A 24,350-nucleotide genomic window follows, 5' to 3' on the forward strand; every position below is an offset into this window, starting at 1 on the left:
GCCCATCCTGACACGGGAGACTGACCGATGAGTATGAAGGAACACGGCCACCAGAGTGAGGGCGGTCCCGTCCTCGCGGTGGAGAACCTGAGCGTCGAGTTCTGGGTCGGTGAACAGTGGGCTGCCGCTGCCAAGCACATCTCGTATGACCTCATGCCGGGCGAGGTGCTCGCCATCGTGGGCGAGTCCGGCTCGGGCAAGAGCACCAGCTCCATGGCGATCATGGGCCTGCTGCCCAAGAACGCCCGCGTGCACGGAAGCGCGAAGTACGCCGGACGTGAGCTCATCGGTGCGTCGGACGCGGTTCAGCGTTCGGTGCGGGGTGAGGGCATCGCGGCCATCTTCCAGGAGCCGATGACGGCCCTGAACCCCGTCTACACGATCGGGTTCCAGATCTCCGAGGTCCTGCTGACGCACCGTCCCGGGATGACGCGCAAGCAGGCGAAGGAGCGGGCTCTCGAGATGCTGACGCTCGTCGAGATGCCCGACCCGCCGAAGGCGTACAACTCCTATCCGCACCAGCTGTCGGGTGGGCAGCGCCAGCGTGCGATGATCGCGCAGTCGATCGCTCTCGATCCCCGCGTGCTCATCGCCGACGAGCCGACCACCGCGCTCGACGTGACCGTGCAGGCCGAAATCCTCGACCTGCTGCGCAACCTCCACCAGAAGCTCGACTCGGCGATCATCCTCATCACGCACGACATGGGAGTCGTGGCCGACATGGCTGACGACGTCATGGTCATGAAAGACGGCGACGTCGTGGAGTACGGCGCAGCCGAGAAGATCTTCAGCAACGCCGAGCATCCCTACACCCGCGCGCTCATGGCGTCGGTGCCGCACTTGGGTCTCGGAACGGCGAGCTATGAGGCCGCGAGCACCCGCGATGATGCGACGGCGGCACTCGTCCTCGACGACGTGTCCATCGACTACCCGAAGCGGGGCCGTGTTCCGGCCTTCCGCGCCGTCGCCGATGCATCGTTGACCATCGAGCCCGGTGAAGTCCTGGGTCTGGTGGGCGAGTCCGGTTCGGGAAAGACGACGATCGCGCGCGCGGTCGTCGGCCTCATCCCGATCGCCGAGGGACAATTGCGCGTCGCGGGCCAGGAAATGGTCGGGGTGGACGCCAAACAGCTGCGTGCGGTGCGGCGCAAGATCGGCATCGTCTTCCAGGACCCGGGCTCGTCGCTCAATCCTCGGTGGCCCATCGGCCAGTCGATCGGCGAACCGCTCGAGCTTGCGGGACACAACAAGGGTGAGATCTCGGGTCGCGTCGAGGAGTTGCTCGACATGGTGGAGTTGCCGCGTGACTTCCGCAACCGCTATCCGCATGAGCTCTCGGGCGGTCAGCGTCAGCGCATCGGTATCGCCCGTGCTCTCGCCCTTGACCCGACGGTGCTCGTCGCCGACGAACCGACGAGCGCGTTGGACGTCTCGGTTCAGGCTCGTGTGCTCGAACTGCTGCAGCAGATTCAGAAAGAGAAGCAGTTCGCGACGCTTTTCGTCACGCACGACCTCGCGGTCGTGGATATGCTCGCGGACCGGATCGCGGTGATGCAACACGGCAAGATCGTCGAGCAGGGGACGAAGGAGCAGATCCTCCGCAATCCGCAGGACCCCTACACGCAGCGACTCATCGCCGCCGTGCCGGTGCCGGACCCCGCCGAGCAGCGCCAGCGTCGCGAGGCGCGCGCGGCACTCCTGGCCGAGCAGAAGCGCTGAGACACGTCTGAATCGCCCCCGTTCCCGACTCCGGGAGCGGGGGCGCCGGTCTGACTGCGTTACCCTGGAGGGTCGGTTCCGCACGTTCGCCGGGGCCTGCCCACGTTCCCGATCACTTCTCGCAAGGATTCCCTCATGGCGCGCGCCCTCCGTCCGGACCTCCGAAACGTCGCGATCGTCGCGCACGTCGACCACGGCAAGACGACCCTCGTCGATGCGATGCTGCGCCAGACCGGTTCGTTCGGCGACCACGCGAATGTCGAAGAGCGCGCGATGGACTCGAACGATCTCGAGCGCGAAAAGGGCATCACGATCCTCGCGAAGAACACGGCGATCACCTACAACGGTGCCCACACCGATCAGCCGGTGACGATCAACGTCATCGACACCCCCGGGCACGCCGACTTCGGCGGCGAAGTGGAGCGCGGCCTGTCGATGGTCGACGGTGTCGTGCTGCTCGTCGACGCGAGCGAGGGGCCGCTGCCGCAGACGCGCTTCGTGCTGCGCAAGGCGCTCGAAGCGAAGCTCCCCGTCATCCTGCTGGTGAACAAGACCGACCGTCCCGACGCGCGCATCTCAGAGGTCGAGGAGGAGGCGCACGATCTGCTCCTCGGTCTGGCCTCCGACCTTCACGAGGACGTGCCCGATCTCGACATCGACGCCCTTCTCGACGTGCCCGTCGTCTATGCGTCCGGACGCGCGGGCGCTGCCTCGCGCACGCGTCCGGCCAATGGCGACCTTCCTGACAACGATGATCTCGAGCCCCTCTTCGAGGCGATCCTCGAGCACGTGCCCGCGCCGACGTACGACGATGAGGCGCCGCTGCAGGCATGGGTGACGAACCTCGACTCAAGCCCCTTCCTCGGCCGTCTGGCGCTGTTGCGTGTCTTCAACGGCACCCTCAAGAAGGGGCAGACGGTCGCGTGGGTGCGTCACGACGGGTCGCATTCCAACGCTCGGATCACCGAGCTCCTCAAGACGCGTGCGCTCGAACGCTATCCGGCGGAATCGGCGGGGCCCGGTGACATCGTCGCCATCGCCGGCATCGAAGAGATCACCATCGGCGAGACGATCGCCGACCCCGAAGACGTGCGGCCTCTGAAGGCGATCACGGTCGACGACCCGGCGATCTCGATGACGATCGGAACGAACACCTCGCCGCTGGTCGGCAAGGTGAAGGGCCACAAGCTCACGGCACGTATGGTGAAGGACCGCCTCGACCGCGAACTCATCGGAAACGTGTCGCTGAAGGTCGTCGACATCGGGCGCCCGGATGCCTGGGAAGTACAGGGGCGTGGCGAGCTCGCGCTGGCGATCCTGGTCGAGAACATGCGCCGTGAGGGTTTCGAACTCACCGTCGGCAAGCCGCAGGTCGTCACGCGCAAGGGCGAGGACGGCAAGGTTCAAGAACCGTTCGAGCACCTGACGATCGACGCGCCCGAGGAATACCTCGGGGCGATCACCCAGCTCATGGCGTCGCGTAAGGGACGCATGGAGACGATGACCAACCACGGCACCGGCTGGGTGCGGATGGAGTTCGTCGTGCCTTCCCGGGGACTGATCGGGTTCCGTACCGAATTCCTGTCGACGACCCGCGGCACGGGCATCGCCAACGCGATCTCGCACGGCTACGACGACTGGGCCGGGCAGATCGTCGCGCGCCAGAACGGATCGATCGTCGCCGACCGTGCCGGCGTGGCCACCCCGTTCGCGATGATGGCGCTCCAGGAGCGCATGAGCTTCTTCGTCCAGCCCACCGAAGAGGTGTACGAGGGCATGGTCGTCGGTGAGAACACGCGCGCCGACGACATGGATGTCAACATCACCAAGGAGAAGAAGCTCACCAACATGCGCTCGTCCACGGCTGACGAACTCGAGCGGCTGACGCCGCCGCGGCAGCTGTCGCTCGAGGAGAGCCTCGAGTTCGCCCGGGAGGACGAATGCGTCGAGGTGACACCCGAGAAGGTTCGCATCCGCAAGGTGATCCTCGACGCGACCGAGCGTGGTCGCGCGGCCAGCCGCCTCAAGCGACAGGACGCCAACGCCTGACGCGCACCCCGAGCCCCGCGCTCAGGAGCGCAGGATCTTCTCCATCGGGCGCCCCTTGGCGAGCTCGTCCACGAGCTTGTCGAGGTAGCGGATCTGCTGCATGAGCGGGTCTTCGACCTCTTGCACGCGGACGCCGCACACGACGCCGGTGATGAGTGACGCGTTCGGGTTGAGATCGGCATCCGCGAAGAAGTCCTGGAACGTCGTCTCGGACTCAAGGTGAGCCGCGAGCTGTGACCTGTCGAATCCCGTCAGCCACGTGATGACCTCGTCGACCTCGGCCTGCGTGCGTCCCTTGCGCTCGGCCTTCGCGACGTACAGCGGGTAGACCGACGCGAAGCTCGACGTGAAGATGCGTTGCATGGGTGCATGCTAACTCCAGGCCACGACATGCGCACTGGCCCGAGAGGGCAGCGTGTCAGGATCGGTAGGCTCGACCGGGTGACGCTGGACCCGACCTTCGACGACGCCGCGGCGCCGGGGGAGTCTCGGCGTGCGTTGCGCGAGGCGCTCGGAGTCGCTTTCGCCACGAGTGCCTACGGCATCTCGTTCGGTGCGCTGGCCGTGGCCGCAGGCCTCGATGTCTGGCAGACGTGCGTGCTCAGTCTGTTGATGTTCACCGGCGGGTCGCAGTTCGCCTTCGTCGGCGTCATCGCCTCCGGTGGCCTTGCCGCCGCGCCGGCGGCCATCGCGTCGGCATCGCTCCTCGGCATCCGCAACATCGCCTACGGCGTGCGGATGTCGCCGGTGATCGGCGCCGGCTTCTTCAAGCGCGCGGCCGCCGCGCACTTCACGATCGATGAGTCCACCGCCGTCTCGCTCGCGCAGCGGACCGCACATGCGAAGACCGTCGGCTTCTGGGTGACCGGTGTCGGCATCTACATCGGTTGGAATCTCTCGACGCTCGCGGGTGCTCTCGCCGGTGACGTCCTCGGGGACCCGAAGGCATACGGTTTGGATGCGGCGGCTGCCGCCGCGTTCCTCGCGTTGCTGTGGCCGCGCCTCACGCGCCGGCAGCCGATCGCCGTCGGCATCGCCGCAGCCGTCGTCGCGACCGTGCTCACGCCGGTGCTGATCCCCGGCATTCCGGTGTTGATCGCGGCGCTCGTCGCGGTCGTCGTCGGATGGTTCGGTCGGGGTGAGGCCACCCAGGCGCCCGACGACGACGTCCCCGAGCGGGAGGGGTTGCCGTGACCCTGTGGAATGCGATTCTGGTGGCGGCGATCATCTGCGTCGCTCTGAAGACGCTGGGCTATCTCGTCCCGACCTCGTGGATGGAGGCCCCACGCCCGGCGCGCATCGCCGATCTCTTGACCGTCGCCCTCCTCGCCGCGCTCGTCGCCGTGCAGACGCTGGGAGACGGGCAGGCCGTCGTCGTGGACGCGCGGGTGCCCGCCGTGCTCGTCGCGGCCGGGCTACTGCTGCTCAAGGCGCCCTTCCTCGTGGTCGTCTTCGCCGCCGCGCTGGTGGCTGCACTGCTGCGGTTGTGGGGGTTCGCCGCGTAGGCCCAGGTCAGCCCGGGCGCGCAAAAGGGGGATGCCGCTGTCGAGCGACATCCCCCTCTTTCGACGCAGATCAGCCGCTGGCTGCGCAGGCCGAGCTGTAGTCCGTCTGGTCGAAGCTCGGACCGGTGTAGAACTGCTCGATCGTCTCGATGCCCAACTCGACCTCCGCGTTCGGCGCGCCGATGTTGACGGCCTGGTTGGCGTTGGCCTGCGGGTCGCCGCCATACGTGTGCGGCTGCAGCATCCCCTCGAAGTCGACGGTCAATCCGTCGACGACCGCGGCGATGCCCTGAGGCGTGAGGTCGCCGGCGTCGGCCGCGGCTTCGAGCGCAGCCTTGAGCGGGTAGCCGATCGCCCAACCGATGATGTACCCGCCGTTGGACGGCAGTTCACCGTTGAGCGAGGCCTTCATCGCCTCGATCGACGCACTCGTGCCGTCCCAGTTCTCGTACGGGGACATGTGGTTGTAGAGCGCCGTCAGCGCCGGTGCCGCGGGCGAGTCCAGCAGCGCCGGGTTCCACGTCGGAAGCGAACCGAGGAAGCGCCCCTGGAAGCCGCTCGCGGCGAGCTTCCCGACGATCTCAGCCGTCTCGGCCGGGCCCACGCTGAGGACGACGACGTCGGGGCTCCCGGCGAGTACACCGGCGACCACGGCGTCCTGGTTGCCGACGACCTGGTTGGGGCCGGTGCCGATCGCTTCGAGCGCGGTGACGCCGTTGAGGTCGGCCCATCGCTGCACGCCTTCGGCCGAGTCGCCACCATAGTCACCGGGGTACCCGACAGCTTGCACCGTCGTCGGCGACCCGTTCGCCTCGGCGAACCAGTCGAGGCCCACCAGCGCCTCGGTGCAGTACGAGTAGCCCGTCTCCATGACGATGCCGTCGTCGTAGTCCTCGAATGCGTACCCCGACCACCAGGAGGTCGGCACGGTCACGAGGCTCCGCTCGATCATGTCGGGGAGCACCGACTCGGTGTTCACCGTGCCCAGCGATTGGGCGATGCCGGCGATGTTCCCCGCGATCTGCTGGTACTGCGCGGAGTGCTCGGCCGCCTGGTACTTCGTGTCGCGCGTGTAGGTGTCGATGTCGATGTCGTACCCGCCGATCCCGCCGTCGGCGTTGACCTGTGCCCAGAAGGCGCGCTGGCCGTCGGTGATCGGTACGGCGAGGGCCGCGAACGGACCCTCGGTGAGGTCGGAGAGGACTCCGAGATAGATGCAACCGTTGTCTGCGTTGACCGCATCCGGGCACGGGTCGCTCGTGACGCCCGCGCCGGTGACCATCTCGCCGCCTTCCATCGACTCGTCCGAGTCTCCGTCATCCGGCGACACCTGGGTGCAGGCGGACAGCGCCAGCACCCCCGTGGCGACGAGGGCGACGGCGAGGCGGCTTCGTTGACGCGTTCTCATGCTGTGCTCCTGTTCGTTCGGGTTTGCGATATTCGGTTGTTCTTGCCCGTGCCGACTCAATACGAGAACGGCCACGCTTTGAAGTAGTTGCGTACGCGCACCCAGAGCCCGTACAGCCCGCGGGGTTCGAGGGTGATGAAGAGGATGATGAGGACACCGAAGATGATCGTCTGCAACTGGAAGACGTTCACCAGGCCACCGCTGGAGACGGTGATCCACGGGATGATGTGCGTGAGTTCTTCGAGAACGCGGGGGATGAGCACCACGAAGCAGGCGCCGATGATCGTTCCCGAGATCGTCGCGATCCCGCCGATCACGATGACGGCGAGGAAGTCGATCGAGAGGAACAGATTCCATTGCTCCGGGGCGATGCGCCCGATGAGCATCGAGAAGAGCGCCCCGGCGACGCCGGCGTAGGCCGACGACAGCGCGAATGCCAGCGTCTTCGTCCGCAGGAGGTTGACACCCATGACCTCGGCGGCGATGTCGCGGTCCCGCACTGCGGCGAAGGCCCGCCCGTATCGCCCGCGCATGAGATTGCGCGCCGCGATGCCGAGGACCACGAGGAGCACCAGCGACAGGTAGAAGAACGACGTCTCGGGGCGGATGACGAGCGGCCCGATCGCGTAGGTCGCGTCCAGGTCGACGCCGAAGAGCGTGCGTTCGGCGACACCGCGTCCTACGCCTTGGCCCCCGGTGATCGGCGTCATGATCTTGAACAGCTGCTCGCCGACGATCAGGAGACCGAGGGTCAGCACGGCGAGATAGAGACCACGCACGCGCGTGGCGAGCGGCGCGACGATGAGTCCGATGACGCCGGGGACGATCGCCGCAGCCGGAAGCACCAGGGCGAGATCCCACTGCAGACCCCATGTGACGTTGCCCGGAGCGCCGCCGAGCACCGCGGCGGTGTAGGCGCCCAGACCGAGGAAGAATGCATGTCCGAGCGAGACCTGCCCGGCGTACCCGGTGAGCAGGTTCAAACCGATGCCGCCGAGCGCATAGATGACCGCGAGGGTGAGTAGATAGGTCAGGTCTGCCGCGATGAGGAACGGAGCGGCGACCGCGATGACGAGCAACACCAGCGTCCACCAGCGTTTCGCGGGGGTGTTCAGCAGAGCGCTGTCGGACGCATAGCTCGTGTAAAGCCCGGGTCGTCCGCGCGAGATCGCCCGAGAGACCAGTCCGCGGGAGTCGTGGAAGTCGAGGGTGCGCGATCCTCCCGTGAGGCGGTGGGACGCATCGGAGAGCGTGCGGGTGGTGGTCATACGCGCTGCACCTCCCGGGTGCCGAAGATCCCGTACGGTCGCACGAGCAGGACGATGAGCATCAAGAGGTACGGGACGACGTTCTCGAAGTTCGTACCCAACCAGGGGGCGAAGGTCGTCTGGTAGGTCTTCGTGAGGGCCATGGACAACCCGACGATCAGGCCCCCGACGACCGCCCCTCTCAACGAGTCCAGCCCGCCGATGATGATCGCGGGGAGGGCGACGAGCGCGAAGAGGGCGTCGGTGGCCTGGACGACCGATCCGTTGGCGGCCAGGAGCGCCCCGGCCAACGCCGCCAGCCCGCCGCCGATGGCCCACGAGATGGAGAACATGCGTCCCACCGAGATGCCCTGCGCGAGGGCCGTCTCTTGGTCGAGCGAGGTGGCGCGCATCGCCAGCCCCAGCTTGGATCGGCTGAGCCACCAGCCGAGCAACCCGATCACGACGAGTGCGATGAGGACGCGACCGACGGCGTTCTGATAGATCTGCACGCCGCCCGTGCAGCCGACGACGCCGAAGGATTCGGTCGCTTCGCCCCCGAGACAGAACACCTGGAGCTGCCAGGGGTCACCGACCGTGCGCGGCTGCGAGTCGAAGAGTCGGAAGGCGACCACCAGCAGGACGATGAACAGGCCGACCGTCACGATCGCGGCGGAGAACGCCGGTCGGCCGACCATCGGTCGGATGGCCACGCGTTCGATCCCGACCGACAGGATCGCGATGATGAGCACGCCGAGCACGACGGCGAGCCAGAACGGCAGCCCGATCTGCGTCGCGAAGACACTTGTCGCGAACGTCCCGAGGATCAGCAGAGCGGGTTGGGCGAAGTTCAGCACTCCGGTCGCCCGGTAGATGATCACGAAGCTCACGGCGATGAGGGCGTACACGGCGCCCTGGCCGAGCCCTGTGGCGAGGGAAGACAGCAGCGTGCTCATCCGTTCCTCCCGAGGTCGGCACCGACGTAGCGTTCGGAGTCTTGGTACATGTCGTCGATCAGATGGGGGACCGTCGCCGCGAAAGCCTGGCGCTTCAGTTTCTGTGTGGCGGTGAGCTCGCCGTCTTCGTGGTCGAGTTCTTTCGTGAGCATCCGGAACTTGCGGATCGACTCGACGCGCGCGAAACGGGTGTTCACGTCACGCACGGCGCTGGCGACGAGATCGACGACCTCCGGCTTCTCAGAGAGGTCACGGTAGGTCGTGAACTCGATACGACGGCGGGACGCCCAATCGGCGACGGTGTCGTACTCGATCCCGACCAATGCGGTCAGATAGGCGCGCTTGTCTCCGATGACGACGGCCTCCTTGATGTAGGGCGAGGCCTTGAGGGAGTTCTCGATCTCGCTCGGTGAGATGTTCTTGCCGCCGGCGGTGATGATGATGTCCTTGATGCGGTCGACGATCCTCACGTGGTCATCGGACACCCATTCGCCGACGTCTCCGGTGTGGAGCCACCCGTCCGCGTCGATCGTGTCGGCCGTCGCGTCGGGCCGGTTCCAGTACCCGGCGAAGTTGCCCGGATGCCGGGTCAGAACCTCGTTCGTGCCCTCGGCCAGTGTCAGCTCGGTGAACGGCTGCGGCTCGCCGACGGTGCCGAGCCGCATCCGGCCGGCGAAGTTGCTGGTCGCGATCGCGGAGTTCTCGGTCATGCCGTACGCCTCGTACAGCGGGACGCCGATCCCGAGGAAGAACGACAGCACCTCGGTCGAGATCGGAGCCGCGCCCGAGACTGCATGACGCACCCGGAGCAGACCCAGGCGCTTTCGGAGGGGCCGGTACAGCGGCAGGTATCCAAGGGCGTACAGCGCCCGTGCCCGCGGCGTGAAGTCGCCGCCGTTGGCGATGCGGTCCTTGGCGATACGGTCGGACCACCGTGAAGCGAGCCGGTACACGGCGCGCTTCAGCCGCGAAGCGCTCGCCATCCGGATCGCGACGCCTGCCTGGATCTTCTCCCAGATGCGGGGCACGGCGAACAGGATCGTCGGTTGCACCTCGGCGAGATCCGTCGTGACGGTCTCGATCGATTCGGCGAAGTGGACGACAGTGTGCGCGCGGAGGTTCGCCCACACCGAAATGCCCCGTTCCACGACGTGAGAGAGGGGAAGGTACGACAACAGGGCGTCGTCTGCGCTGACCTGCCGTCCGAGGATGCCCCCGTCGAGGGTGAACACGCCCGACGCGAAAGACACGTTCGTCGCGGTGAGCATCGCGCCCTTCGGCGGTCCGGTCGTCCCGGAGGTGTAGATGAGGGTGACGAGGTCGTCCGCAGAGCGGTCGCGATCGATCTCGTCGAGCAGGTCGGGCCGTTCCGCGCGCAAAGCCGCACCGCGATCGATGAGATCGTCGATCGACAGCAGCTTCGGGTGCTCGTAGTCGACCATGCCACGCCCGTTGAGGTAGACGATCCACTCGAGATCGGGGCAGTCCGGTTCGGCCTCGAGGGCCTTGTCGACCTGCTCCTGATCTTCGGCGATCAGGACGCGTGCGCCGGAGTCCTGCAGCAGGTAAGCCACTTCGGCGACGGGGTTCGTCGGGTAGAGCCCCACGATGAGAGCGCGCAGCGTGACCGAGGCCACGTCGGCGAAGAGCCATTCCGGGCGGTTCTCGGATTGGATCGCGACGCGATCACCGACTCCGACGCCGAGCGCGGCAAGGCCGAACGCCATACGCTCCACCGCATCGAGATAGGCCTGCCACGAGATGTTCTGCCAGATGCCGGATTGCTTGACGCGCAACGCGGTGCGGTCGGGGCGGGTGCGTGCCGCCTCACGCAGCAGGCCCGGGAGGTGTGCGAACGGTGGTTCGGGAGCGGTGATGTGGCTGCTCATCGGGCCACCTCATCCGTGAGACCGTCGGTGACGATGTCGGACGCACCGCCCAGATAGGCGGCGATGACGGCGGGATCACGCTGAACCACCTCCGGCGTACCCAGCGCGATGCGCTTGCCGAAGTCGATCACCATCACGCGGTCCGCGAGGTCCATGACGAGCCGCATGTCGTGCTCGACCATGATCATCGCCGTTCCCAGTTCCGTGCGGATGTCGAGGATGAAGCGCGCCATGTCTTCGGTCTCTTCCGAATTCATACCCGCGACCGGTTCGTCCAGAAGGAGCAGGCGAGGCTCCATCGCCAGAGCCCGGCCCAGTTCGATGCGCTTGCGGATGCCGTAGGGCAGGATGCCGACCGGCATCGTCCGCACACTCGCGAGATCGAGGAACTCGATGAGGTCTTCCACGCTGCGGCGCGCAGCGATCTCCTGTCGCCGCGAGCGTCCGAGCCAGGCCATCGCCTCGGGCCACGAGTAGGACGTCTTCTGATGACGACCGAGCAGCAGGTTGTCGAGCACCGACAGGTTGTCGAACAACTCGACGTTCTGGAACGTGCGCGCGACACCGAGACGCGCCACCTCGTCGGGAGCGCGGCCGAGGAGCGATCGACCGTCGAGGGCGATCGAACCTTCTTGGGGGCGGTACACGCCCGAGATGCAGTTGAAGGTCGAGGTCTTGCCCGCACCGTTGGGACCGATGACGGCGAACAGTTCGCCCGGTTGCACGTCGAACGAGACTCCGTCGAGGGCTGTGGAACCGCCGAAGCGCAAGGTGAGGTCGTCGACGGTGAGCAGCGCGGTCATGAAAGCCACCTCTTGCGTCGCTTGTAATGTTTGACATCCCGCAAGCTCCCCGCGCCCACTCCCGTCCCCAGGTAGAACTCGCGGATGTCGTCGTCTTCGCGCAGGGCCTGCGCGGGTGCGTCCATCACGATCTTCCCGTTCTCCATGACGTAGCCGTGGTCGGCGATCGACAATGCCATCGCGGCGTTCTGTTCGACCAACAGCACGCCGGTGCCTGATGAGCGGATGTCCACGATGAGGTCGCGGATCTGCTCGACGATCTGCGGGGCCAAGCCCAGGCTCGGCTCGTCGAGCAGGATGTAGTGCGGCTCGGCCATCAGTGCGCGCCCGATGGCCAGCATCTGCTGCTCGCCGCCGGAGAGGTACCCCGCACGTTGTGCTTTGCGATCGCCGAGGATCGGGAACATCGTGTACACGCGGTCGAGCTTCTCGGCGATGCCCGCGCGAGAACGCGTATAGGCACCCACCCGCAGATTCTCTTCCACGGTGAACTCGACGAAGACGCGGCGCCCCTCCATCACCTGGCTGATGCCGGCGCGCACGACGTCGGGCGCGCTGCGCACGTCGACGGGACGCTCGTCGATCGAGACGTGACCGCGGGAGATCTTTCCGCGATGCACGTTGAGCAACCCGGTCATCGCGCGCAGCAACGACGTCTTGCCGGCTCCGTTCGCGCCCAGGAGCGCAACGATGCCGTCACGGGGGATGCGGATGCTGGCGCCTTTGACGACGAGCATCACGTCTTCGTAGACAACTTCGATGTTGTGCACGGCGAGGGTCATGGGTTCCCTTCGATCACAGCTCTGTGATTGCCCCGAACCTAACGTGCAGAAGGCCGTTCTGCGCGAGTCGGTTATGCATTCGTGATGAAACTCGGGTTCACACCCACTGAGTCGCGGTCTCACGGCTCTGTGCGATCGGATGCGGGGCGTCCGGCCGATAAGCTGACACGATGGGTGCGACGTGGTCACGGGTGGCGACATGGGTCGTCGCGCTCGTCGTCGGAGCCTTCTACGGACTGGCCGGAACCATCGCCCACGCGTACACGCTCGGACCACTGCCGGTCGGTCTGGTGCTCGCGCTCGTCGGGTGCGCGGCGCTGCTCGTTTCGGTGCGGCTTCTGACCGCGGATCGCTGGAGCGCGCTGTCGGCGGGCCTGGGGATGATGCTCTCGACGCTGGTGTTCTCAGGGCGCGGCCCCGGGGGGTCGGTCATCGTTCCGGACTCGAACCTCGGAACCGTCTGGACGATCGCGCTTCCCGCCGTGATCGCACTCGTCGTCGCCTGGCCCGCGCACCTGCCTGCATCGCGGGTGTCGCGAGCGACCTCGGCTGACCGAACGTAGACTGTTTCCTGTGACATATGTGATCGCTCTTCCGTGCGTCGACGTCAAAGACCGCGCGTGCATCGACGAATGCCCGGTCGATTGCATCTACGAGGGTGAACGCAGCCTGTACATCCACCCGGACGAGTGCGTCGACTGCGGCGCGTGCGAACCGGTGTGTCCCGTCGAGGCGATCTACTACGAAGACGACCTGCCCGACGAGTGGCAGGACTACTACAAGGCGAACGTCGAGTTCTTCGATGACGTCGGTTCGCCGGGTGGTGCCGCGAAGATCGGCGTGATCCCCAAGGACCACCCCGTCATCTCCGCCCTGCCCCCGCAGGAACACTGACAGTGGGGGTCGCCGACCTCGCGGAGTACCCGTGGGACGCTGTGGCACCCTACGCGGAACGGGCGCGGGCGCACCCGGACGGCATCGTGGACCTTTCGATCGGCTCGCCCGTCGATCCGACGCCGCCGGTCGTGACGGCCGCGCTCGCCGAGGCGGGCGACGCCCACGCCTATCCGCAGACGATGGGCACCGCGGCCCTTCGCCAGGCGATCGTGGATTGGTATGCCCGACGGCGCGGTGTGCCGGGTCTCGATGCGTCGCACGTGCTACCCACGGTCGGTTCGAAGGAGCTCGTCGCACTGCTGCCGCTCTTGCTCGGACTCGGACCCGGCGATGTCGTGGTGCACCCGCGCGCGGCCTATCCGACGTACGAGGTGGGGGCGCGCCTGGTCGGTGCGACTCCGGTCGCGGCAGACGACCCGGCCCAGTGGCCCGACGGCACGGCGCTGGTCTGGATCAATTCACCGGGCAATCCCGATGGGCGGGTACTCGACGTCGACGAACTCCGTGTGGCCGCCGCTCGTGCCCGTGAGGTCGGGGCCGTGCTCGCCTCGGACGAGTGCTACGCCGAGCTCGGCTGGCAGACACCCTGGGACGACGAGCCGATCCCATCGGTGCTGGATCCTCGCGTCACGGGCGGCGCACCGACCGGCATCCTCTCCGTGTACTCGCTGAGCAAGCAGTCGAACCTCGCCGGGTACCGCGCGGCGTTCGTCGCGGGTGACCCGGAGATCGTCGCGCGGTTGCTCACAGCACGCAAACACCTCGGTCTGATGCTTCCTGCGCCCGTCCAGCGAGCCATGACCGCCGCGCTCGCCGACGACACGCACGTCGCGCACCAGAAGGCGCGCTACCGGCGCCGACGCGAGCTTCTCGTTCCCGCCGTCGAAGCAGCCGGTTTCCGCATCGACCGCAGCGAAGCGGGACTCTATCTCTGGGCCACCGAGGGTCGGGACGCGTGGGAGAGCATCGGGCGCCTGGCCGACCTCGGAATCCTCGCCGGGCCTGGACACTTCTACGGCGACTTCCACCCCGATCACATCCGCTTCTCCCTCACCGCATCGGATGATCGCATCGCTGCCGGGGCGGAGCGGCTGAACGCCGCGGGCGTGTGAGGAATCCTCCACCGACCGCGCGGAACCTTTGGCTGTGTCCGAAGGTGTGGCCCGCGGCCAGTAGGCTGTAGGGGCACGGCTCGCGGCATCCCGCGATCCGCGCACCGATTCTCTCGGGCGCAGCAACCAGGCGCTTGAGCCCGGACGACACCCCCGCACGAAACGACATCGCGAGGAGGCGGCGTGAGCGACGCGAGCACCCAGAACGAGAAGGCCACTCTCACGATCGGAGATCGGTCCGCCGAGCTGCCGGTGCTGCGGGGGACCGACGGATTGCCCGCCGTCGACGTGTCGACGCTCACGCGGCAGACGGGCCACACCGCCCTCGACTACGGTTTCGTCAACACCGCGGCGACGAAGTCCGCGATCACCTACATCGACGGCGATGAGGGGATCCTCCGCTACCGCGGATACCCGATCGAACAGTTGGCGACGAACAGCACGTACCTCGAGGTTGCGTGGTTGCTCATCTACGGCGAGCTTCCCACCGCCGATCAGCTCGCCGAGTTCGACAACCGCATCCGCCGGCACACCCTGCTACACGAGGATCTCAAGCGGTTCTTCTCGGCGCTCCCGCCGACCGCGCACCCCATGTCGGTTCTCTCGTCGGCGGTGTCGGCGCTGTCGACGTACTACGAGAACGAGTCCGACCCGCACAACCCCGAGCATGTCGAGCTGAACACCGTCCGCATGCTCGCGAAGATGCCGGTCATCGCCGCCTACGCGCACAAGAAGAGCATCGGGCAGGCCTTTCTCTACCCCGACAACTCGCTGAGCTTCGTCGACAACTTCCTCAAGCTCAACTTCGGCGTGCTCTCGGAGGTGTACGACGTCAACCCGGTGATGTCCCGTGCGCTGGAGCGCCTGCTGATCCTGCACGAGGACCACGAGCAGAATGCATCGACGTCGACGGTGCGGCTGGTCGGCTCCACGGGCGCCAATCAGTTCTCCTCCATCTCGGCCGGTATCAACGCGCTCTACGGTCCGCTGCACGGCGGAGCGAACGAGGCGGTGCTCGACATGCTCGCCCGCATCCGCGACTCGGGAGAGAGCGTCCAGCGCTTCGTCGAACGGGTCAAGAACAAAGAAGACGGCGTCAAGCTCATGGGCTTCGGGCACCGCGTCTACAAGAACTACGACCCGCGCGCCAAGCTCGTGAAGGAGTCGGCTGACGAGGTGCTGCGCGAACTCGGCGTCCACGATCCGTTGCTCGACCTCGCCAAGGAGCTCGAAGACATCGCGCTCAACGACGACTACTTCAAGGAGCGTCGCCTGTACCCGAACGTCGACTTCTACACCGGCGTGATCTACAAGGCGATGGGATTCCCCACACGCATGTTCACCGTGCTCTTCGCGATCGGCCGTCTGCCCGGCTGGCTCGCGCAGTGGCGCGAAGCGATCAACGACCCACAGGGCAAGATCGGTCGACCCCAGCAGCTCTACGTGGGCGCAGCCGAGCGGGATTACCCGGTAGCGCGCTGACGCGTCAGCCGTCCTCCAATGTGGCGGCATAGTCGGGCACGACGTCGCCGTCGTTGCGCGGAGGGCGCTCATAGCCGCCTGACGCCGGACGCGGGGGGATGTCGATCGCGGGACGCTCGACATCCGTGTAGGGGATCTTCGACAGAAGGTGGTGGATCATGTTGATCCGCCCGCGCCGCTTGTCTTCGTTGTCGACCTCGAACCACGGCGCCTCGGGGATGTCGGTGTGCACGAGCATCGTGTCCTTCGCGCGCGAGTAGTCCTCCCACTTGGTGATCGAGAGGACGTCGTTGGGGCTGAGCTTCCAGCGACGCATGGGGTCTTCGTTGCGGGAACGGAAGCGCTTCTCCTGCTCGACGTCCGAGACGCTGAACCAGTACTTCAGCAGGATGATCCCGTCTTCGACCAGCATTCGCTCGAAGATCGGCGCCTGATGGAGGAAGCGGTGGTACTCGGCGTTGCTGCAGTACCCCATGACGTGCTCGACGCCGGCGCGGTTGTACCACGAGCGGTCCATCAGCACGATCTCACCCGCAGCGGGGAGGTTCGCGATGTACCGCTGAAAGTACCACTGGGTCTTCTCGCGCTCGGTGGGCGTGGGCAAGGCGGCGATACGCGTGACGCGCGGGTTCAGGTATTCGGCGATCCGCTTGATCGTCGAGCCTTTACCTGCCGCATCCCGTCCCTCGAAGAGCACGACGATCCGTGCGCCCGTGGCCTGCACCCAGGCCTGCATGTCGACCAGTTGCGCCTGTAGACGGCGTAACTCGGCTTCGTAGAGCTTCTTGTCGAGGCGATGTCCCATGCGCTGAGCCTACGCGTGGAGGGCTTCGTTGAGCGTGACACCCACGCCCGCGCGTAGGCTGACCTCGATCGCGCCGCTCACCGAGTTGCGGCGGAAGAGGAGGCCGGACACGCCGGACAGCTCGGCTGCCTTCACCACACGCCGCGACCCGTCCGCGCCGGCGGGCTCGTCGACGAGCGTGACACGCGATCCTGCGGTGACGTACAGTCCGGCTTCGACGATGCAGTCGTCGCCGAGCGAGACGCCTATGCCCGCGTTCGCGCCCAGAAGCGTGCGTGCGCCGATCGCGACCTTGTGGGTGCCGCCGCCGGAGAGGGTGCCCATGATCGAGGCTCCGCCGCCGATGTCGCTGCCGTCACCGACGACGACTCCTTGCGAGATCCGCCCCTCGACCATCGAGGCACCGAGCGTGCCGGCGTTGAAGTTCACGAAACCCTCGTGCATGACCGTCGTGCCGGGGGAGAGGTAGGCACCCAGTCGCACACGGGACCCGTCGCCGATCCGCACCCCGGCTGGGGTGACGTAGTCGAGAAGGCGTGGGAACTTGTCCAGGCTCTGCACCTGGATGCCCTCCCGCACGAACGACGGCCGCAGACGCGTGAGCGCATCGGGATGCACCGGCCCGGCGGTCGTCCACGCCACGTTGGGGAGGTGGGCGAAGACGCCGTCGAGGTTGAGGTCATTGGGGGCGACGAGGCGATGCGAGAGGGCGTGGAGGCGCAGATACGCGTCGGATGTCGACATCGGTGCCGCGTCGAGGTCGATCTCGATGACGATGGCGTCGACCGTGACGTCGCGTCGCGCATCCGGCGTTGCCCACCGTCCGATCTCTTCCGGCGGCATCTCGGGGTCCAGCCCCGGCGGGATCCGGCCGGCCTCGGGTGAGGGGTACCACGTGTCGAGTACCGTGCCGTCGGCTGCCGTCGTCGCCAGGCCGAAGCCCCAGATCCACCGCTCATCAGTCATGTGTCCACGGTAGCGACGATCTTCGCGTGCTCGCACCGCGAGGCCGAGGGGTGCCGCCGATAGACTCGGGGGATGCCGCAGCTCGACCTCACCGACACCGCGATCGACCTGACCCGCACGATCTGCGACATCCCGAGCGTGTCCGATGACGAGACCCCGCTCGCCGACGCGATCCATGAGGCCGTCTCGTCCCTACCGCACCTCGAGGTCGAGCGTTTCGGTGACACCATCGTCGCGCGCACCGCGCTCGGGCGCGCCCAGCGCGTCGCGATCGCGGGCCACATCGACACGGTGCCGATCAACGGCAACGTCCCCACGCGCGACATCGAGATCGACGGCGAAGCGTTCCTGTGGGGACGGGGCACCGTCGACATGAAGGCCGGGGTGGCGGTGCAGCTGAAGCTCGCGCACGACCTTGTAACCCCCCGGGCGGACATCACGTGGATGTGGTACGACCACGAGGAGGTCGATGCAGACCGCAACGGGCTGACACGACTGGCGCTCGCGCGTCCGGACCTTTTCGCGGCCGACTTCGCGATCCTCGGCGAACCCTCGAATGGTCAGGTCGAAGGCGGCTGCAACGGCAACCTGCGCGTCCTCGTGCGTACAGCCGGGGTGCGGGCGCACAGCGCGCGCGCCTGGATCGGCGAGAACGCGATCCACAAGGCGGCGCCCGTTCTCGCGCGGCTCGCCGAGTACCGGCCTCGCGACATCGAGGTCGATGGTCTGGTCTACCGCGAAGGACTCAACGCCGTGAGGATCTCGGGCGGCATCGCGGGGAACGTGATCCCCGACGCGTGTGTGATCGAGGTCAACTACCGGTTCGCTCCCAGCCGGGATGCCGAAGAGGCTGAACGGCACGTGCGCGACGTATTCGCCGGATTCGACGTCGAGGTCGTTGACATCGCAGCCGGCGCGCGACCGGGATTGGACGCTCCGCTCGCCCAGGAGTTCGTCGCCGCCGTCGGCGCGGAGCCGCGGCCCAAGTACGGCTGGACGGACGTGGCGCGGTTCTCCTCGATGGGTGTGCCCGCGGTCAACTACGGCCCGGGCGACCCTCACCTGGCCCACCACGACGAGGAGCGCGTCCCGCTCGCGCAGATCATCGAGGTCGAGCGCGGGCTCAGGGCGTGGTTGAGCTGACCGATGGACCTGCGTCTCGCGCGGTGACGCACGGGTGGCGCGCGACGCCGGTCGTCGCGCGGATCGCGATCGTCTACATCGTGTCGCGGCTGGTCACGACGGGACTCCTCGCGCTCGCCGCGACCCTGTCGGGGCCGCAGTCGAGATTCGGCGAGGACGCCACGATCGGCACGTTCGCGCTGGGGTGGGACGCGCAATGGTACTGGTTCGTCGCCGTCCACGGGTATCCGGCCGAGCTTCCGACCAACGAGGCGGGTCAGGTCACCGAGAACCAGTGGGCATTCATGCCGATCTATGCCTACCTGGCCCAGTGGATCGGCACGCCGTTGGGGTCGTGGGGTGCCGGCGCGGTGATCATCTCGCTCGTCGCCGGCTTCTTCTCGTGTTGGGTGCTGTTCACCCTCCTGCGCCCGCGTATCGGCGACATCGCGGCGATGTGGTCGGTGGTCTTCTTCGCTTCGGCGCCGTTGGCCGCGCTCTTCCACGTCGGGTACGCGGAGTCGCTCTTTCTGCTCTGGCTCTTCCTCGCGCTGTGGGCCGTCGATCGACGCCGGTACGCGTGGCTGTATCTCTTGATTCCTTTGATGGGATATACCCGGCCCGGCATCCTCGCGTTCGCACTCTTCCTGGCCTTGCACGGCATCCACCGATGGGTCATCCGACGGCGGGAACCGCTGCGCGTGGGTGAGGGCGTCCACATCGTCATCACCGGTTTCTTCGCGGTGGCGATCGGGTTCTCCTGGCAGATCCTGGCCGCGTGGGTCACCCGCGACCCGGACGCGTATCTCGCAACCGAGCTGGCCTGGCGGCGAAACTGGATCCCCGATGCGCAAGCCGGATTCGTACCGGGGGAGGGCTTCGTCAGTGCGTCGGCGTTCTGGGCCTCGGCGTGGGGGATGCCGGAATGGGCGGGGTACGCAGGTCTGGCCCTGCTGATCGTCGGTGCCACGGCGGTGCTGCTGTTCGAACCCCATGTGCGGCGCCTCGGAACCGACATCCGCTTCTGGTCGGCGAGCTACCTCGTCTATCTCCTGCTGGTGTTCTTTCCCCAGTCGAGCATCTTCCGCCTGCTCGTTCCCCTCGCTCCGCTCTGGGGTGCCATGGCCCAGCCGCGCTCGCCGTGGTGGCGTGGCGGTGTGCTCGCGGCGTGCCTGCTCGGACAGTGGTGGTGGATCTTCCACATGTACGCCGTCGCATCCGAGTACTGGCAGATTCCCTGACGTGCCGGAAATCCGCCGTCGTCGGCGGGGTTCGGTAAACTTGCTCAGCAGACCCTGACGAAAAGGAGCCGCTATGGCAGCCATGAAGCCGAGAACCGGAGACGGGCCGATGGAGGCCGTGAAGGAGGGTCGCCTCATCATCGTGCGCGTGCCGCTCGAGGGAGGCGGACGCCTCGTCGTCTCGGTGAACGACGCAGAGGCGAAGGAACTCTACGACGTGCTCGGCGGTGTGGTCAACGCAGCCTGACACGACGACGTCGACGGCGGCCGGTCCTGCGGGATCGGCCGCCGTTTCACGTCTGGGGAGTGCTCAGCGGTCGTCGTCGACCGTCGTGAGTTGAAGCAGCCCTTCACCGGCCGTGGAGAGGGCGCCGATCACCGCCGGGGATCCCTGCGTCTCCTGGATGAGTGACCGGTACGCGGTCGTGACCGGATCGCGACGCACGGGATCCGAGACGGCGCCGCCGTGGAGCACGCGGGGAACCAGAACCGTTCCGCCCGCCCGCACGAGGCGCAGTCCGTGCTCGACATCCTCGAGCACCGATTCGGGATCCGCGTCGACGAGCACGATGTCGTATGACGCCTCGTTCATTCGGGGCAGGACGTCAGCCGCGCGCCCCGTGATGAATCGGGCGCGAGCCGCGGGAATGCGCGCTTCCGCGAAGGCCTGGCGCGCGGCGCCGAGGTGCTCGGGCTCCTTGTCGATGGTCGTGAGGGTGGCGCGGGGCGAGCCACGGAGCAGCCACAGTCCCGACACACCGGCACCGGTGCCGATCTCGACGATGTTCAGGGCGCGCGACGCGGCAGCGAGGACGGCGATCTGTGCGCCGACGGGTGCGCTGATCGGCGCGGCCCCCAGCTCGAGCGCGTGCGTGCGCGCCCGGGCGATGTGGTCCGGTTCGACCGTCGTCTCAGCGACGAATCGTTGATTCGCGTCGTGTTCGCCCATCGTGGCATCCTCCGCGGTCAGCCTACGGCCATGCGCGGCACTCGGCGGCCAGGCGCGGCGGTAACCTTGCTGTCATGTTCAACGGGCTCACGATCGAGAAGCTTCTGCTCATCGGTCTCGTCGCAGCGCTGTTGATCGGGCCCGAGCGGTTGCCCCGCTACGCGGAGGGGCTTGCGCATCTGACCCGTCGCGTACGCGAGTGGGTCGGCACGGCGCGCACGCGCGTCAAGGACGAGATGGGCGAGGACTTCGAGGACGTCGATTGGCGCACGCTCGACCCCCGCCAGTACGACCCGCGTCGGATCATCCGCGAAGCGCTGCTCGACGATGCCCCCGTGGCGTCGCGTCCGAAGGCCGCACCGGCCGTCGCGACGGCGCCGGTGACGCCTCCGCCCACGCCTTTCCGTGCGGGTGACACGCCCCCGTATGACTCCGAAGCGACGTGAGTCGCCGCATCCGGTTCACGCCGGATGCAACGGCAGCTTCTTGCCGGCCAGACCGCGCGGCCGCACGAGAGAGTCTGCGACACGCTCGATCGCGACGGATGCGGGGTCGTCGGGTTGCGTCAGCACGACCGGCATCCCCGTGTCGCCCCCGGTGCGCAGCGGGACGCTCAGAGGGATCGATCCCAGCAGCGGAACAGGCTCGTCGGACGTGCTGAGCGTCGCTGCGACGGCTTCGCCTCCACCCTCGCCGAAGAGGGACAGCATGCTGCCGTCCGGCAGGGGGAGGGCCGCCATGTTCTCCACGACACCGACGACCCGCTGACCGGTCTGGCGCGCGACGATGGCGCTGCGTACGGCGACATCGGATGCCGCGACCTGCGGAGTCGTCACGACGAGCACATCGGCGCCGGGGAGCAGCTGACCCACCGATATCGCGACGTCGCCGGTTCCCGGGGGCATGTCGATGAGCAGCACATCGAGGTCGCCGAAGTGCACATCGGTCAGGAACTGCTGGATCGTGCGATGGAGCATCGGACCGCGCCAGGCGACCGCGCCATGCGGAGCGTCGCCCGACGGACGGCGGAGGAACATCCCGATCGAGATCACCTTCACCCCGTGGGCGACCGGCGGCAGCATCAGGTCGTCGATGCGCGTCGGCTGCGGCGGGATGCCGTCGTCATCGACGAGGCCGAGAAGGGCGGGAATGGAGAATCCGTGGACGTCCGCGTCGATCACGCCGACGGCCAGTCCGCGCCGGGCGAGGGTGACCGCCAGATTCGCGGTGACGCTGGACTTGCCGACACCGCCTTTGCCGCTGGTCACCGCGACGACGCGGGTGAGGCCGTCCCGGTCGAACGGGATCTCGCGCGCCGCGCGCCCTCCGCGCAGCCGCTCGGTCAACGCTGCCCTCTCGGCAGGTGTCATGACCCCCACCGACAGCTCCACGTCGTCGATGCCGGTCACGGATGCCGCGGCGGCACGCACGTCCGACGCGATCCGGTCGGCGGCCGGGCATCCGACGATCGTCAGGGCGATACCGACGTGGGCGACCCCGCCATCGACCGCGATGTCGCGCAGCATGTCGAGTTCGGCGAGGGGACGGCGCAGTTCGGGATCGAGCACGCCGCCGACGGCCCGGCTCACCTCGTCGACGCGATCTGCGCTCACGCGGGCTCCTCGTTCGTCGTGGTGACCTTCGGGTCCTCGAGGTCTTTCAGGAGTGCTCTCAGTTCGTCGCGGAGCTCGTCTTTCGTGAGCACGTCATTACGGAAGTCGGACACCGCCATCCGGAGGGCGACGATCTCGCGCGCGAGGTACTCGGTGTCGGCGAGGTTGCGTTCGGCGCGCTGGCGATCCTGCTCGATCTGCACGCGGTCGCGGTCATCCTGTCGGTTCTGAGCGAGAAGGATGAGCGGCGCGGCGTAGGACGCCTGTAGGGACAGCATGAGCGTCAGCGCCGTGAAACCATTCGCAGCGGAATCGAAACGCATCTGGGGCGGCATGAGCGTGTTCCACGCGATCCACGCGATGCAGAAGACGGTCAACGCGATCAGGAAGAACGGCGTTCCCATATTGCGTGCGATCCACTCGGTCGCGCGCCCGAAGCGATCACGCGAGGGCTGGGGCGTCCGCGGCCCCAGCATCCCCGAGCGTCCCCGCGGTGCGTCCAGTCCCGGCCCGCGCTTGGCTCCGCGGGCCATCACGCGACCCCGCCCGACGTCGGCGCCGTCGAGGCGTCGTCACGCGTACGCCAGTCATCCGGCAGCAGGTCATCGAGCACGTCGTCGATGGAGACGACGCCGACGAGGCGGTGTCCCTCATCGACGACGGGGACAGAGACGAGGTCGTAGCTGGCCAGCATGCGAGCGACTTCGGCTGCCGTCGCCGTCGCTGCGACCGCGTCGACGGAGTCATCCATGATCGCGCCCAGTCTCTCGTGCGGGGGGTAGCGCAGCATCCGTTGGAAGTGGACCGTTCCGAGGAAGCGCCCCGTCGGCGTCTCGAAGGGCGGGAGGGTGATGAACACCGCGGCGGCGAGGGCGGGATGCAGCTCGTGGCGGCGGATCAGCGCGAGTGCTTCGGCGACGGTGGCATCGGCGGAGAGCACGATGGGTTCGCTCGTCATGAGCCCGCCCGCCGTCTCGGGTTCGTACTGCAGGAGCGCGCGGACGTCTTCGGCCTCGTCGGGTTCCATGAGCTCGAGCAATTCCTCGGTGCGCTCGTCCGAGAGCTGTCCGAGGAGGTCGGCCGCGTCGTCGGGTTCCATCGCGTCGAGGATGTCGGCGGCACGCTCGTCGCCGAGTGCTTCGAGGATCTGCACCTGCTCGTCTTCGGGCATCTCTTCGAGCGCGTCGGCGAGGCGGTCGTCGGGGAGCTCTTCGGCGACCTCGAGCAAGCGCTCGGAGGGGAGGTCGAGGAGCGTGTTGGCGAGGTCCGCTGGGAGCAGCTCCGAGTAGGACGCGACGAGCTGTTCGGCCGACTGGGGAACCCCCGGCTCCTGGTTCTCGCTCACCTCGGCCCACGCGGCGAACGTGGTCGGTCCCTTCGCGAACGGGGAGGCGCTCGTGCGCGGACGCCGCAGGAAGAGCTGTCCGACATCCCATTCACCGGTGCGCTTGCGTTCGAGCGCGACGTCTTCGATCACGGCGCGTCCCGACCCGTCGAGCAGTTGCACACGACGTCCGATGAGTTCGGTCATCACCCGCACTTCGCCCCCGCGCTGTTGGAACCGGCGCACGTTGATGAGTCCCGTCGTGATGACCTGGCCGGTCGCGATCGAGGTGACGCGACCGATCGAGAGGAACACGTGGCGCCTGCCGGGGATCTCGACGATGAGCCCGATGACCCGCGGGGGATCGTCCTTGCGATAGACGATCACCACGTCACGCACTTTGCCGAGACGGTCGCCGACGGGATCGAAGACGGCGCACCCCGTGAGGCGCGCCACGAAGACCCGCTGCGTGCTCATCGTT

General features: G+C 67.4%; 25 protein-coding genes. 12 read left to right on the forward strand and 13 right to left on the reverse strand.

Annotated elements, in window-relative coordinates; translation table 11 throughout:
• The first annotated feature begins 27 nt into the window (after nucleotides 1-27).
• Nucleotides 28-1,719 (forward strand): ABC transporter ATP-binding protein, encoded by a 1,692-nt coding sequence (locus tag ACFQZV_RS07485; RefSeq protein WP_378750153.1) that lies wholly within the window; start codon nucleotides 28-30, stop codon nucleotides 1,717-1,719.
• Between the two features lie 135 nt (nucleotides 1,720-1,854).
• The gene (gene typA / locus ACFQZV_RS07490; RefSeq protein ID WP_378750151.1) at nucleotides 1,855-3,768 is read left to right on the forward strand and encodes a translational GTPase TypA; all 1,914 of its coding nucleotides are present in this window, start codon (nucleotides 1,855-1,857) and stop codon (nucleotides 3,766-3,768) included.
• 21 nt (nucleotides 3,769-3,789) lie between these two features.
• Here typA and ACFQZV_RS07495 read toward each other — a convergent pair whose 3' ends face one another.
• A complete protein-coding gene (locus ACFQZV_RS07495) occupies nucleotides 3,790-4,131 on the reverse strand; it encodes a DUF2200 domain-containing protein (RefSeq protein WP_378750150.1) in 342 nt (113 codons plus the stop codon).
• Nucleotides 4,132-4,209: 78 nt separating this feature from the next.
• Between ACFQZV_RS07495 and ACFQZV_RS07500 the strand changes: the two genes are divergently transcribed.
• Complete coding sequence (locus tag ACFQZV_RS07500; RefSeq protein ID WP_378750148.1) at nucleotides 4,210-4,962, forward strand: AzlC family ABC transporter permease; 753 nt, start codon at nucleotides 4,210-4,212, stop codon at nucleotides 4,960-4,962.
• The gene (locus ACFQZV_RS07505; RefSeq protein ID WP_378750146.1) at nucleotides 4,959-5,273 is read left to right on the forward strand and encodes an AzlD domain-containing protein; all 315 of its coding nucleotides are present in this window, start codon (nucleotides 4,959-4,961) and stop codon (nucleotides 5,271-5,273) included. Before ACFQZV_RS07500 ends, ACFQZV_RS07505 begins: the two co-directional genes overlap by 4 nt.
• A gap of 70 nt (nucleotides 5,274-5,343) precedes the next feature.
• Here ACFQZV_RS07505 and ACFQZV_RS07510 read toward each other — a convergent pair whose 3' ends face one another.
• From ACFQZV_RS07510 to ACFQZV_RS07535, 6 genes are read right to left on the reverse strand one after another with little or no spacing between them, the layout of a single operon-like run.
• Entirely contained in the window at nucleotides 5,344-6,681 is a 1,338-nt protein-coding gene (locus ACFQZV_RS07510; RefSeq protein WP_378750144.1) for an ABC transporter substrate-binding protein, read from the reverse strand.
• Between the two features lie 56 nt (nucleotides 6,682-6,737).
• On the reverse strand, nucleotides 6,738-7,949 hold the full coding sequence (locus ACFQZV_RS07515) for a branched-chain amino acid ABC transporter permease (RefSeq protein ID WP_378750142.1): 1,212 nt from the start codon (nucleotides 7,947-7,949) through the stop codon (nucleotides 6,738-6,740).
• Nucleotides 7,946-8,884 (reverse strand): branched-chain amino acid ABC transporter permease, encoded by a 939-nt coding sequence (locus ACFQZV_RS07520; protein ID WP_378750140.1) that lies wholly within the window; start codon nucleotides 8,882-8,884, stop codon nucleotides 7,946-7,948. The genes ACFQZV_RS07515 and ACFQZV_RS07520 overlap by 4 nt, the downstream gene beginning before the upstream one ends.
• Nucleotides 8,881-10,773, reverse strand: a complete 1,893-nt coding sequence (locus ACFQZV_RS07525) for an AMP-dependent synthetase/ligase (protein WP_378750138.1) — start codon at nucleotides 10,771-10,773, stop codon at nucleotides 8,881-8,883. The genes ACFQZV_RS07520 and ACFQZV_RS07525 overlap by 4 nt, the downstream gene beginning before the upstream one ends.
• Entirely contained in the window at nucleotides 10,770-11,576 is an 807-nt protein-coding gene (locus tag ACFQZV_RS07530) for an ABC transporter ATP-binding protein (protein WP_378750136.1), read from the reverse strand. The genes ACFQZV_RS07525 and ACFQZV_RS07530 overlap by 4 nt, the downstream gene beginning before the upstream one ends.
• Nucleotides 11,573-12,358, reverse strand: a complete 786-nt coding sequence (locus ACFQZV_RS07535; RefSeq protein WP_378750134.1) for an ABC transporter ATP-binding protein — start codon at nucleotides 12,356-12,358, stop codon at nucleotides 11,573-11,575. The genes ACFQZV_RS07530 and ACFQZV_RS07535 overlap by 4 nt, the downstream gene beginning before the upstream one ends.
• Nucleotides 12,359-12,528: 170 nt before the next feature.
• On the opposite strand from ACFQZV_RS07535, the gene ACFQZV_RS07540 reads away from it, so the two are divergent.
• The 4 genes from ACFQZV_RS07540 to ACFQZV_RS07555 all read left to right on the forward strand — a co-directional run bounded on the left by ACFQZV_RS07540 (nucleotide 12,529) and on the right by ACFQZV_RS07555 (nucleotide 15,849).
• Nucleotides 12,529-12,921 (forward strand): histidinol dehydrogenase, encoded by a 393-nt coding sequence (locus tag ACFQZV_RS07540; protein WP_378750132.1) that lies wholly within the window; start codon nucleotides 12,529-12,531, stop codon nucleotides 12,919-12,921.
• Nucleotides 12,922-12,931: 10 nt separating this feature from the next.
• On the forward strand, nucleotides 12,932-13,252 hold the full coding sequence (gene fdxA, locus ACFQZV_RS07545) for a ferredoxin (RefSeq protein WP_378750130.1): 321 nt from the start codon (nucleotides 12,932-12,934) through the stop codon (nucleotides 13,250-13,252).
• A 2-nt stretch (nucleotides 13,253-13,254) separates the two neighbouring features.
• Nucleotides 13,255-14,367, forward strand: a complete 1,113-nt coding sequence (gene dapC, locus ACFQZV_RS07550) for a succinyldiaminopimelate transaminase (RefSeq protein WP_378750128.1) — start codon at nucleotides 13,255-13,257, stop codon at nucleotides 14,365-14,367.
• A 183-nt stretch (nucleotides 14,368-14,550) separates the two neighbouring features.
• Nucleotides 14,551-15,849 (forward strand): citrate synthase, encoded by a 1,299-nt coding sequence (locus tag ACFQZV_RS07555; RefSeq protein ID WP_378750126.1) that lies wholly within the window; start codon nucleotides 14,551-14,553, stop codon nucleotides 15,847-15,849.
• A gap of 4 nt (nucleotides 15,850-15,853) precedes the next feature.
• Here the strand turns inward: ACFQZV_RS07555 and ppk2 are convergent, their stop codons facing one another.
• Both ppk2 and dapD read right to left on the reverse strand, forming a co-directional pair.
• Nucleotides 15,854-16,654 (reverse strand): polyphosphate kinase 2, encoded by an 801-nt coding sequence (ppk2, locus tag ACFQZV_RS07560; protein WP_378750124.1) that lies wholly within the window; start codon nucleotides 16,652-16,654, stop codon nucleotides 15,854-15,856.
• 9 nt (nucleotides 16,655-16,663) lie between these two features.
• Nucleotides 16,664-17,620, reverse strand: coding sequence for a 2,3,4,5-tetrahydropyridine-2,6-dicarboxylate N-succinyltransferase (gene dapD / locus ACFQZV_RS07565; RefSeq protein WP_378750122.1), 957 nt, complete (start codon nucleotides 17,618-17,620; stop codon nucleotides 16,664-16,666).
• A 72-nt stretch (nucleotides 17,621-17,692) separates the two neighbouring features.
• On the opposite strand from dapD, the gene dapE reads away from it, so the two are divergent.
• From dapE to ACFQZV_RS07580, 3 genes are all read left to right on the forward strand, one after another.
• The gene (gene dapE, locus ACFQZV_RS07570; RefSeq protein ID WP_378750120.1) at nucleotides 17,693-18,763 is read left to right on the forward strand and encodes a succinyl-diaminopimelate desuccinylase; all 1,071 of its coding nucleotides are present in this window, start codon (nucleotides 17,693-17,695) and stop codon (nucleotides 18,761-18,763) included.
• Entirely contained in the window at nucleotides 18,751-19,983 is a 1,233-nt protein-coding gene (locus ACFQZV_RS07575; protein WP_378750118.1) for a hypothetical protein, read from the forward strand. The genes dapE and ACFQZV_RS07575 overlap by 13 nt, the downstream gene beginning before the upstream one ends.
• Before the next feature lie 73 nt (nucleotides 19,984-20,056).
• The gene (locus ACFQZV_RS07580) at nucleotides 20,057-20,230 is read left to right on the forward strand and encodes a DUF3117 domain-containing protein (protein ID WP_019179788.1); all 174 of its coding nucleotides are present in this window, start codon (nucleotides 20,057-20,059) and stop codon (nucleotides 20,228-20,230) included.
• Between the two features lie 63 nt (nucleotides 20,231-20,293).
• On the opposite strand, the gene ACFQZV_RS07585 is transcribed toward ACFQZV_RS07580, so the two are convergent.
• The gene (locus ACFQZV_RS07585) at nucleotides 20,294-20,932 is read right to left on the reverse strand and encodes an O-methyltransferase (RefSeq protein WP_378750116.1); all 639 of its coding nucleotides are present in this window, start codon (nucleotides 20,930-20,932) and stop codon (nucleotides 20,294-20,296) included.
• 74 nt (nucleotides 20,933-21,006) lie between these two features.
• Here ACFQZV_RS07585 and ACFQZV_RS07590 point away from each other — a divergent pair, with 74 nt between their 5' ends.
• Entirely contained in the window at nucleotides 21,007-21,378 is a 372-nt protein-coding gene (locus ACFQZV_RS07590; RefSeq protein ID WP_378750114.1) for a Sec-independent protein translocase TatB, read from the forward strand.
• Nucleotides 21,379-21,393: 15 nt separating this feature from the next.
• On the opposite strand, the gene ACFQZV_RS07595 is transcribed toward ACFQZV_RS07590, so the two are convergent.
• From ACFQZV_RS07595 to ACFQZV_RS07605, 3 genes are read right to left on the reverse strand one after another with little or no spacing between them, the layout of a single operon-like run.
• Nucleotides 21,394-22,545, reverse strand: a complete 1,152-nt coding sequence (locus ACFQZV_RS07595; RefSeq protein WP_378750112.1) for an Mrp/NBP35 family ATP-binding protein — start codon at nucleotides 22,543-22,545, stop codon at nucleotides 21,394-21,396.
• Nucleotides 22,542-23,078, reverse strand: a complete 537-nt coding sequence (locus ACFQZV_RS07600; RefSeq protein ID WP_378750110.1) for a DUF1003 domain-containing protein — start codon at nucleotides 23,076-23,078, stop codon at nucleotides 22,542-22,544. The genes ACFQZV_RS07595 and ACFQZV_RS07600 overlap by 4 nt, the downstream gene beginning before the upstream one ends.
• Nucleotides 23,078-24,346 carry a magnesium transporter MgtE N-terminal domain-containing protein gene (locus tag ACFQZV_RS07605; RefSeq protein WP_378750108.1) on the reverse strand — a complete coding sequence of 423 codons (1,269 nt, stop codon included), beginning with the start codon at nucleotides 24,344-24,346 and terminating at the stop codon, nucleotides 23,078-23,080. The genes ACFQZV_RS07600 and ACFQZV_RS07605 overlap by 1 nt, the downstream gene beginning before the upstream one ends.
• Between the last annotated feature and the right edge of the window lie 4 nt (nucleotides 24,347-24,350).

The organism is Microbacterium koreense, from assembly GCF_042677105.1.
Taxonomy (GTDB): Bacteria; Actinomycetota; Actinomycetes; order Actinomycetales; family Microbacteriaceae; genus Microbacterium; species Microbacterium koreense.

Excerpts from the sequence above, each read along its gene's own strand:
- ACFQZV_RS07530 (WP_378750136.1), bottom strand. The coding sequence starts at position 11,576 with ATGACCGCGCTGCTCACCGTCGACGACCTCACCTTGCGCTTCGGCGGT.
- ACFQZV_RS07605 (WP_378750108.1), bottom strand. The coding sequence starts at position 24,346 with ATGAGCACGCAGCGGGTCTTCGTGGCGCGCCTCACGGGGTGCGCCGTC.
- ACFQZV_RS07540 (WP_378750132.1), top strand. The coding sequence starts at position 12,529 with ATGGGTGCGACGTGGTCACGGGTGGCGACATGGGTCGTCGCGCTCGTC.
- ACFQZV_RS07600 (WP_378750110.1), bottom strand. The coding sequence starts at position 23,078 with ATGGCCCGCGGAGCCAAGCGCGGGCCGGGACTGGACGCACCGCGGGGA.
- ACFQZV_RS07510 (WP_378750144.1), bottom strand. The coding sequence starts at position 6,681 with ATGAGAACGCGTCAACGAAGCCGCCTCGCCGTCGCCCTCGTCGCCACG.
- dapD (WP_378750122.1), bottom strand. The coding sequence starts at position 17,620 with ATGACTGATGAGCGGTGGATCTGGGGCTTCGGCCTGGCGACGACGGCA.
- ACFQZV_RS07590 (WP_378750114.1), top strand. The coding sequence starts at position 21,007 with ATGTTCAACGGGCTCACGATCGAGAAGCTTCTGCTCATCGGTCTCGTC.
- ACFQZV_RS07520 (WP_378750140.1), bottom strand. The coding sequence starts at position 8,884 with ATGAGCACGCTGCTGTCTTCCCTCGCCACAGGGCTCGGCCAGGGCGCC.
- ACFQZV_RS07535 (WP_378750134.1), bottom strand. The coding sequence starts at position 12,358 with ATGACCCTCGCCGTGCACAACATCGAAGTTGTCTACGAAGACGTGATG.
- ACFQZV_RS07580 (WP_019179788.1), top strand. The coding sequence starts at position 20,057 with ATGGCAGCCATGAAGCCGAGAACCGGAGACGGGCCGATGGAGGCCGTG.
- typA (WP_378750151.1), top strand. The coding sequence starts at position 1,855 with ATGGCGCGCGCCCTCCGTCCGGACCTCCGAAACGTCGCGATCGTCGCG.
- ACFQZV_RS07495 (WP_378750150.1), bottom strand. The coding sequence starts at position 4,131 with ATGCAACGCATCTTCACGTCGAGCTTCGCGTCGGTCTACCCGCTGTAC.
- ACFQZV_RS07585 (WP_378750116.1), bottom strand. The coding sequence starts at position 20,932 with ATGGGCGAACACGACGCGAATCAACGATTCGTCGCTGAGACGACGGTC.
- dapE (WP_378750120.1), top strand. The coding sequence starts at position 17,693 with ATGCCGCAGCTCGACCTCACCGACACCGCGATCGACCTGACCCGCACG.
- ACFQZV_RS07515 (WP_378750142.1), bottom strand. The coding sequence starts at position 7,949 with ATGACCACCACCCGCACGCTCTCCGATGCGTCCCACCGCCTCACGGGA.
- ACFQZV_RS07485 (WP_378750153.1), top strand. The coding sequence starts at position 28 with ATGAGTATGAAGGAACACGGCCACCAGAGTGAGGGCGGTCCCGTCCTC.
- ACFQZV_RS07525 (WP_378750138.1), bottom strand. The coding sequence starts at position 10,773 with ATGAGCAGCCACATCACCGCTCCCGAACCACCGTTCGCACACCTCCCG.
- ppk2 (WP_378750124.1), bottom strand. The coding sequence starts at position 16,654 with ATGGGACATCGCCTCGACAAGAAGCTCTACGAAGCCGAGTTACGCCGT.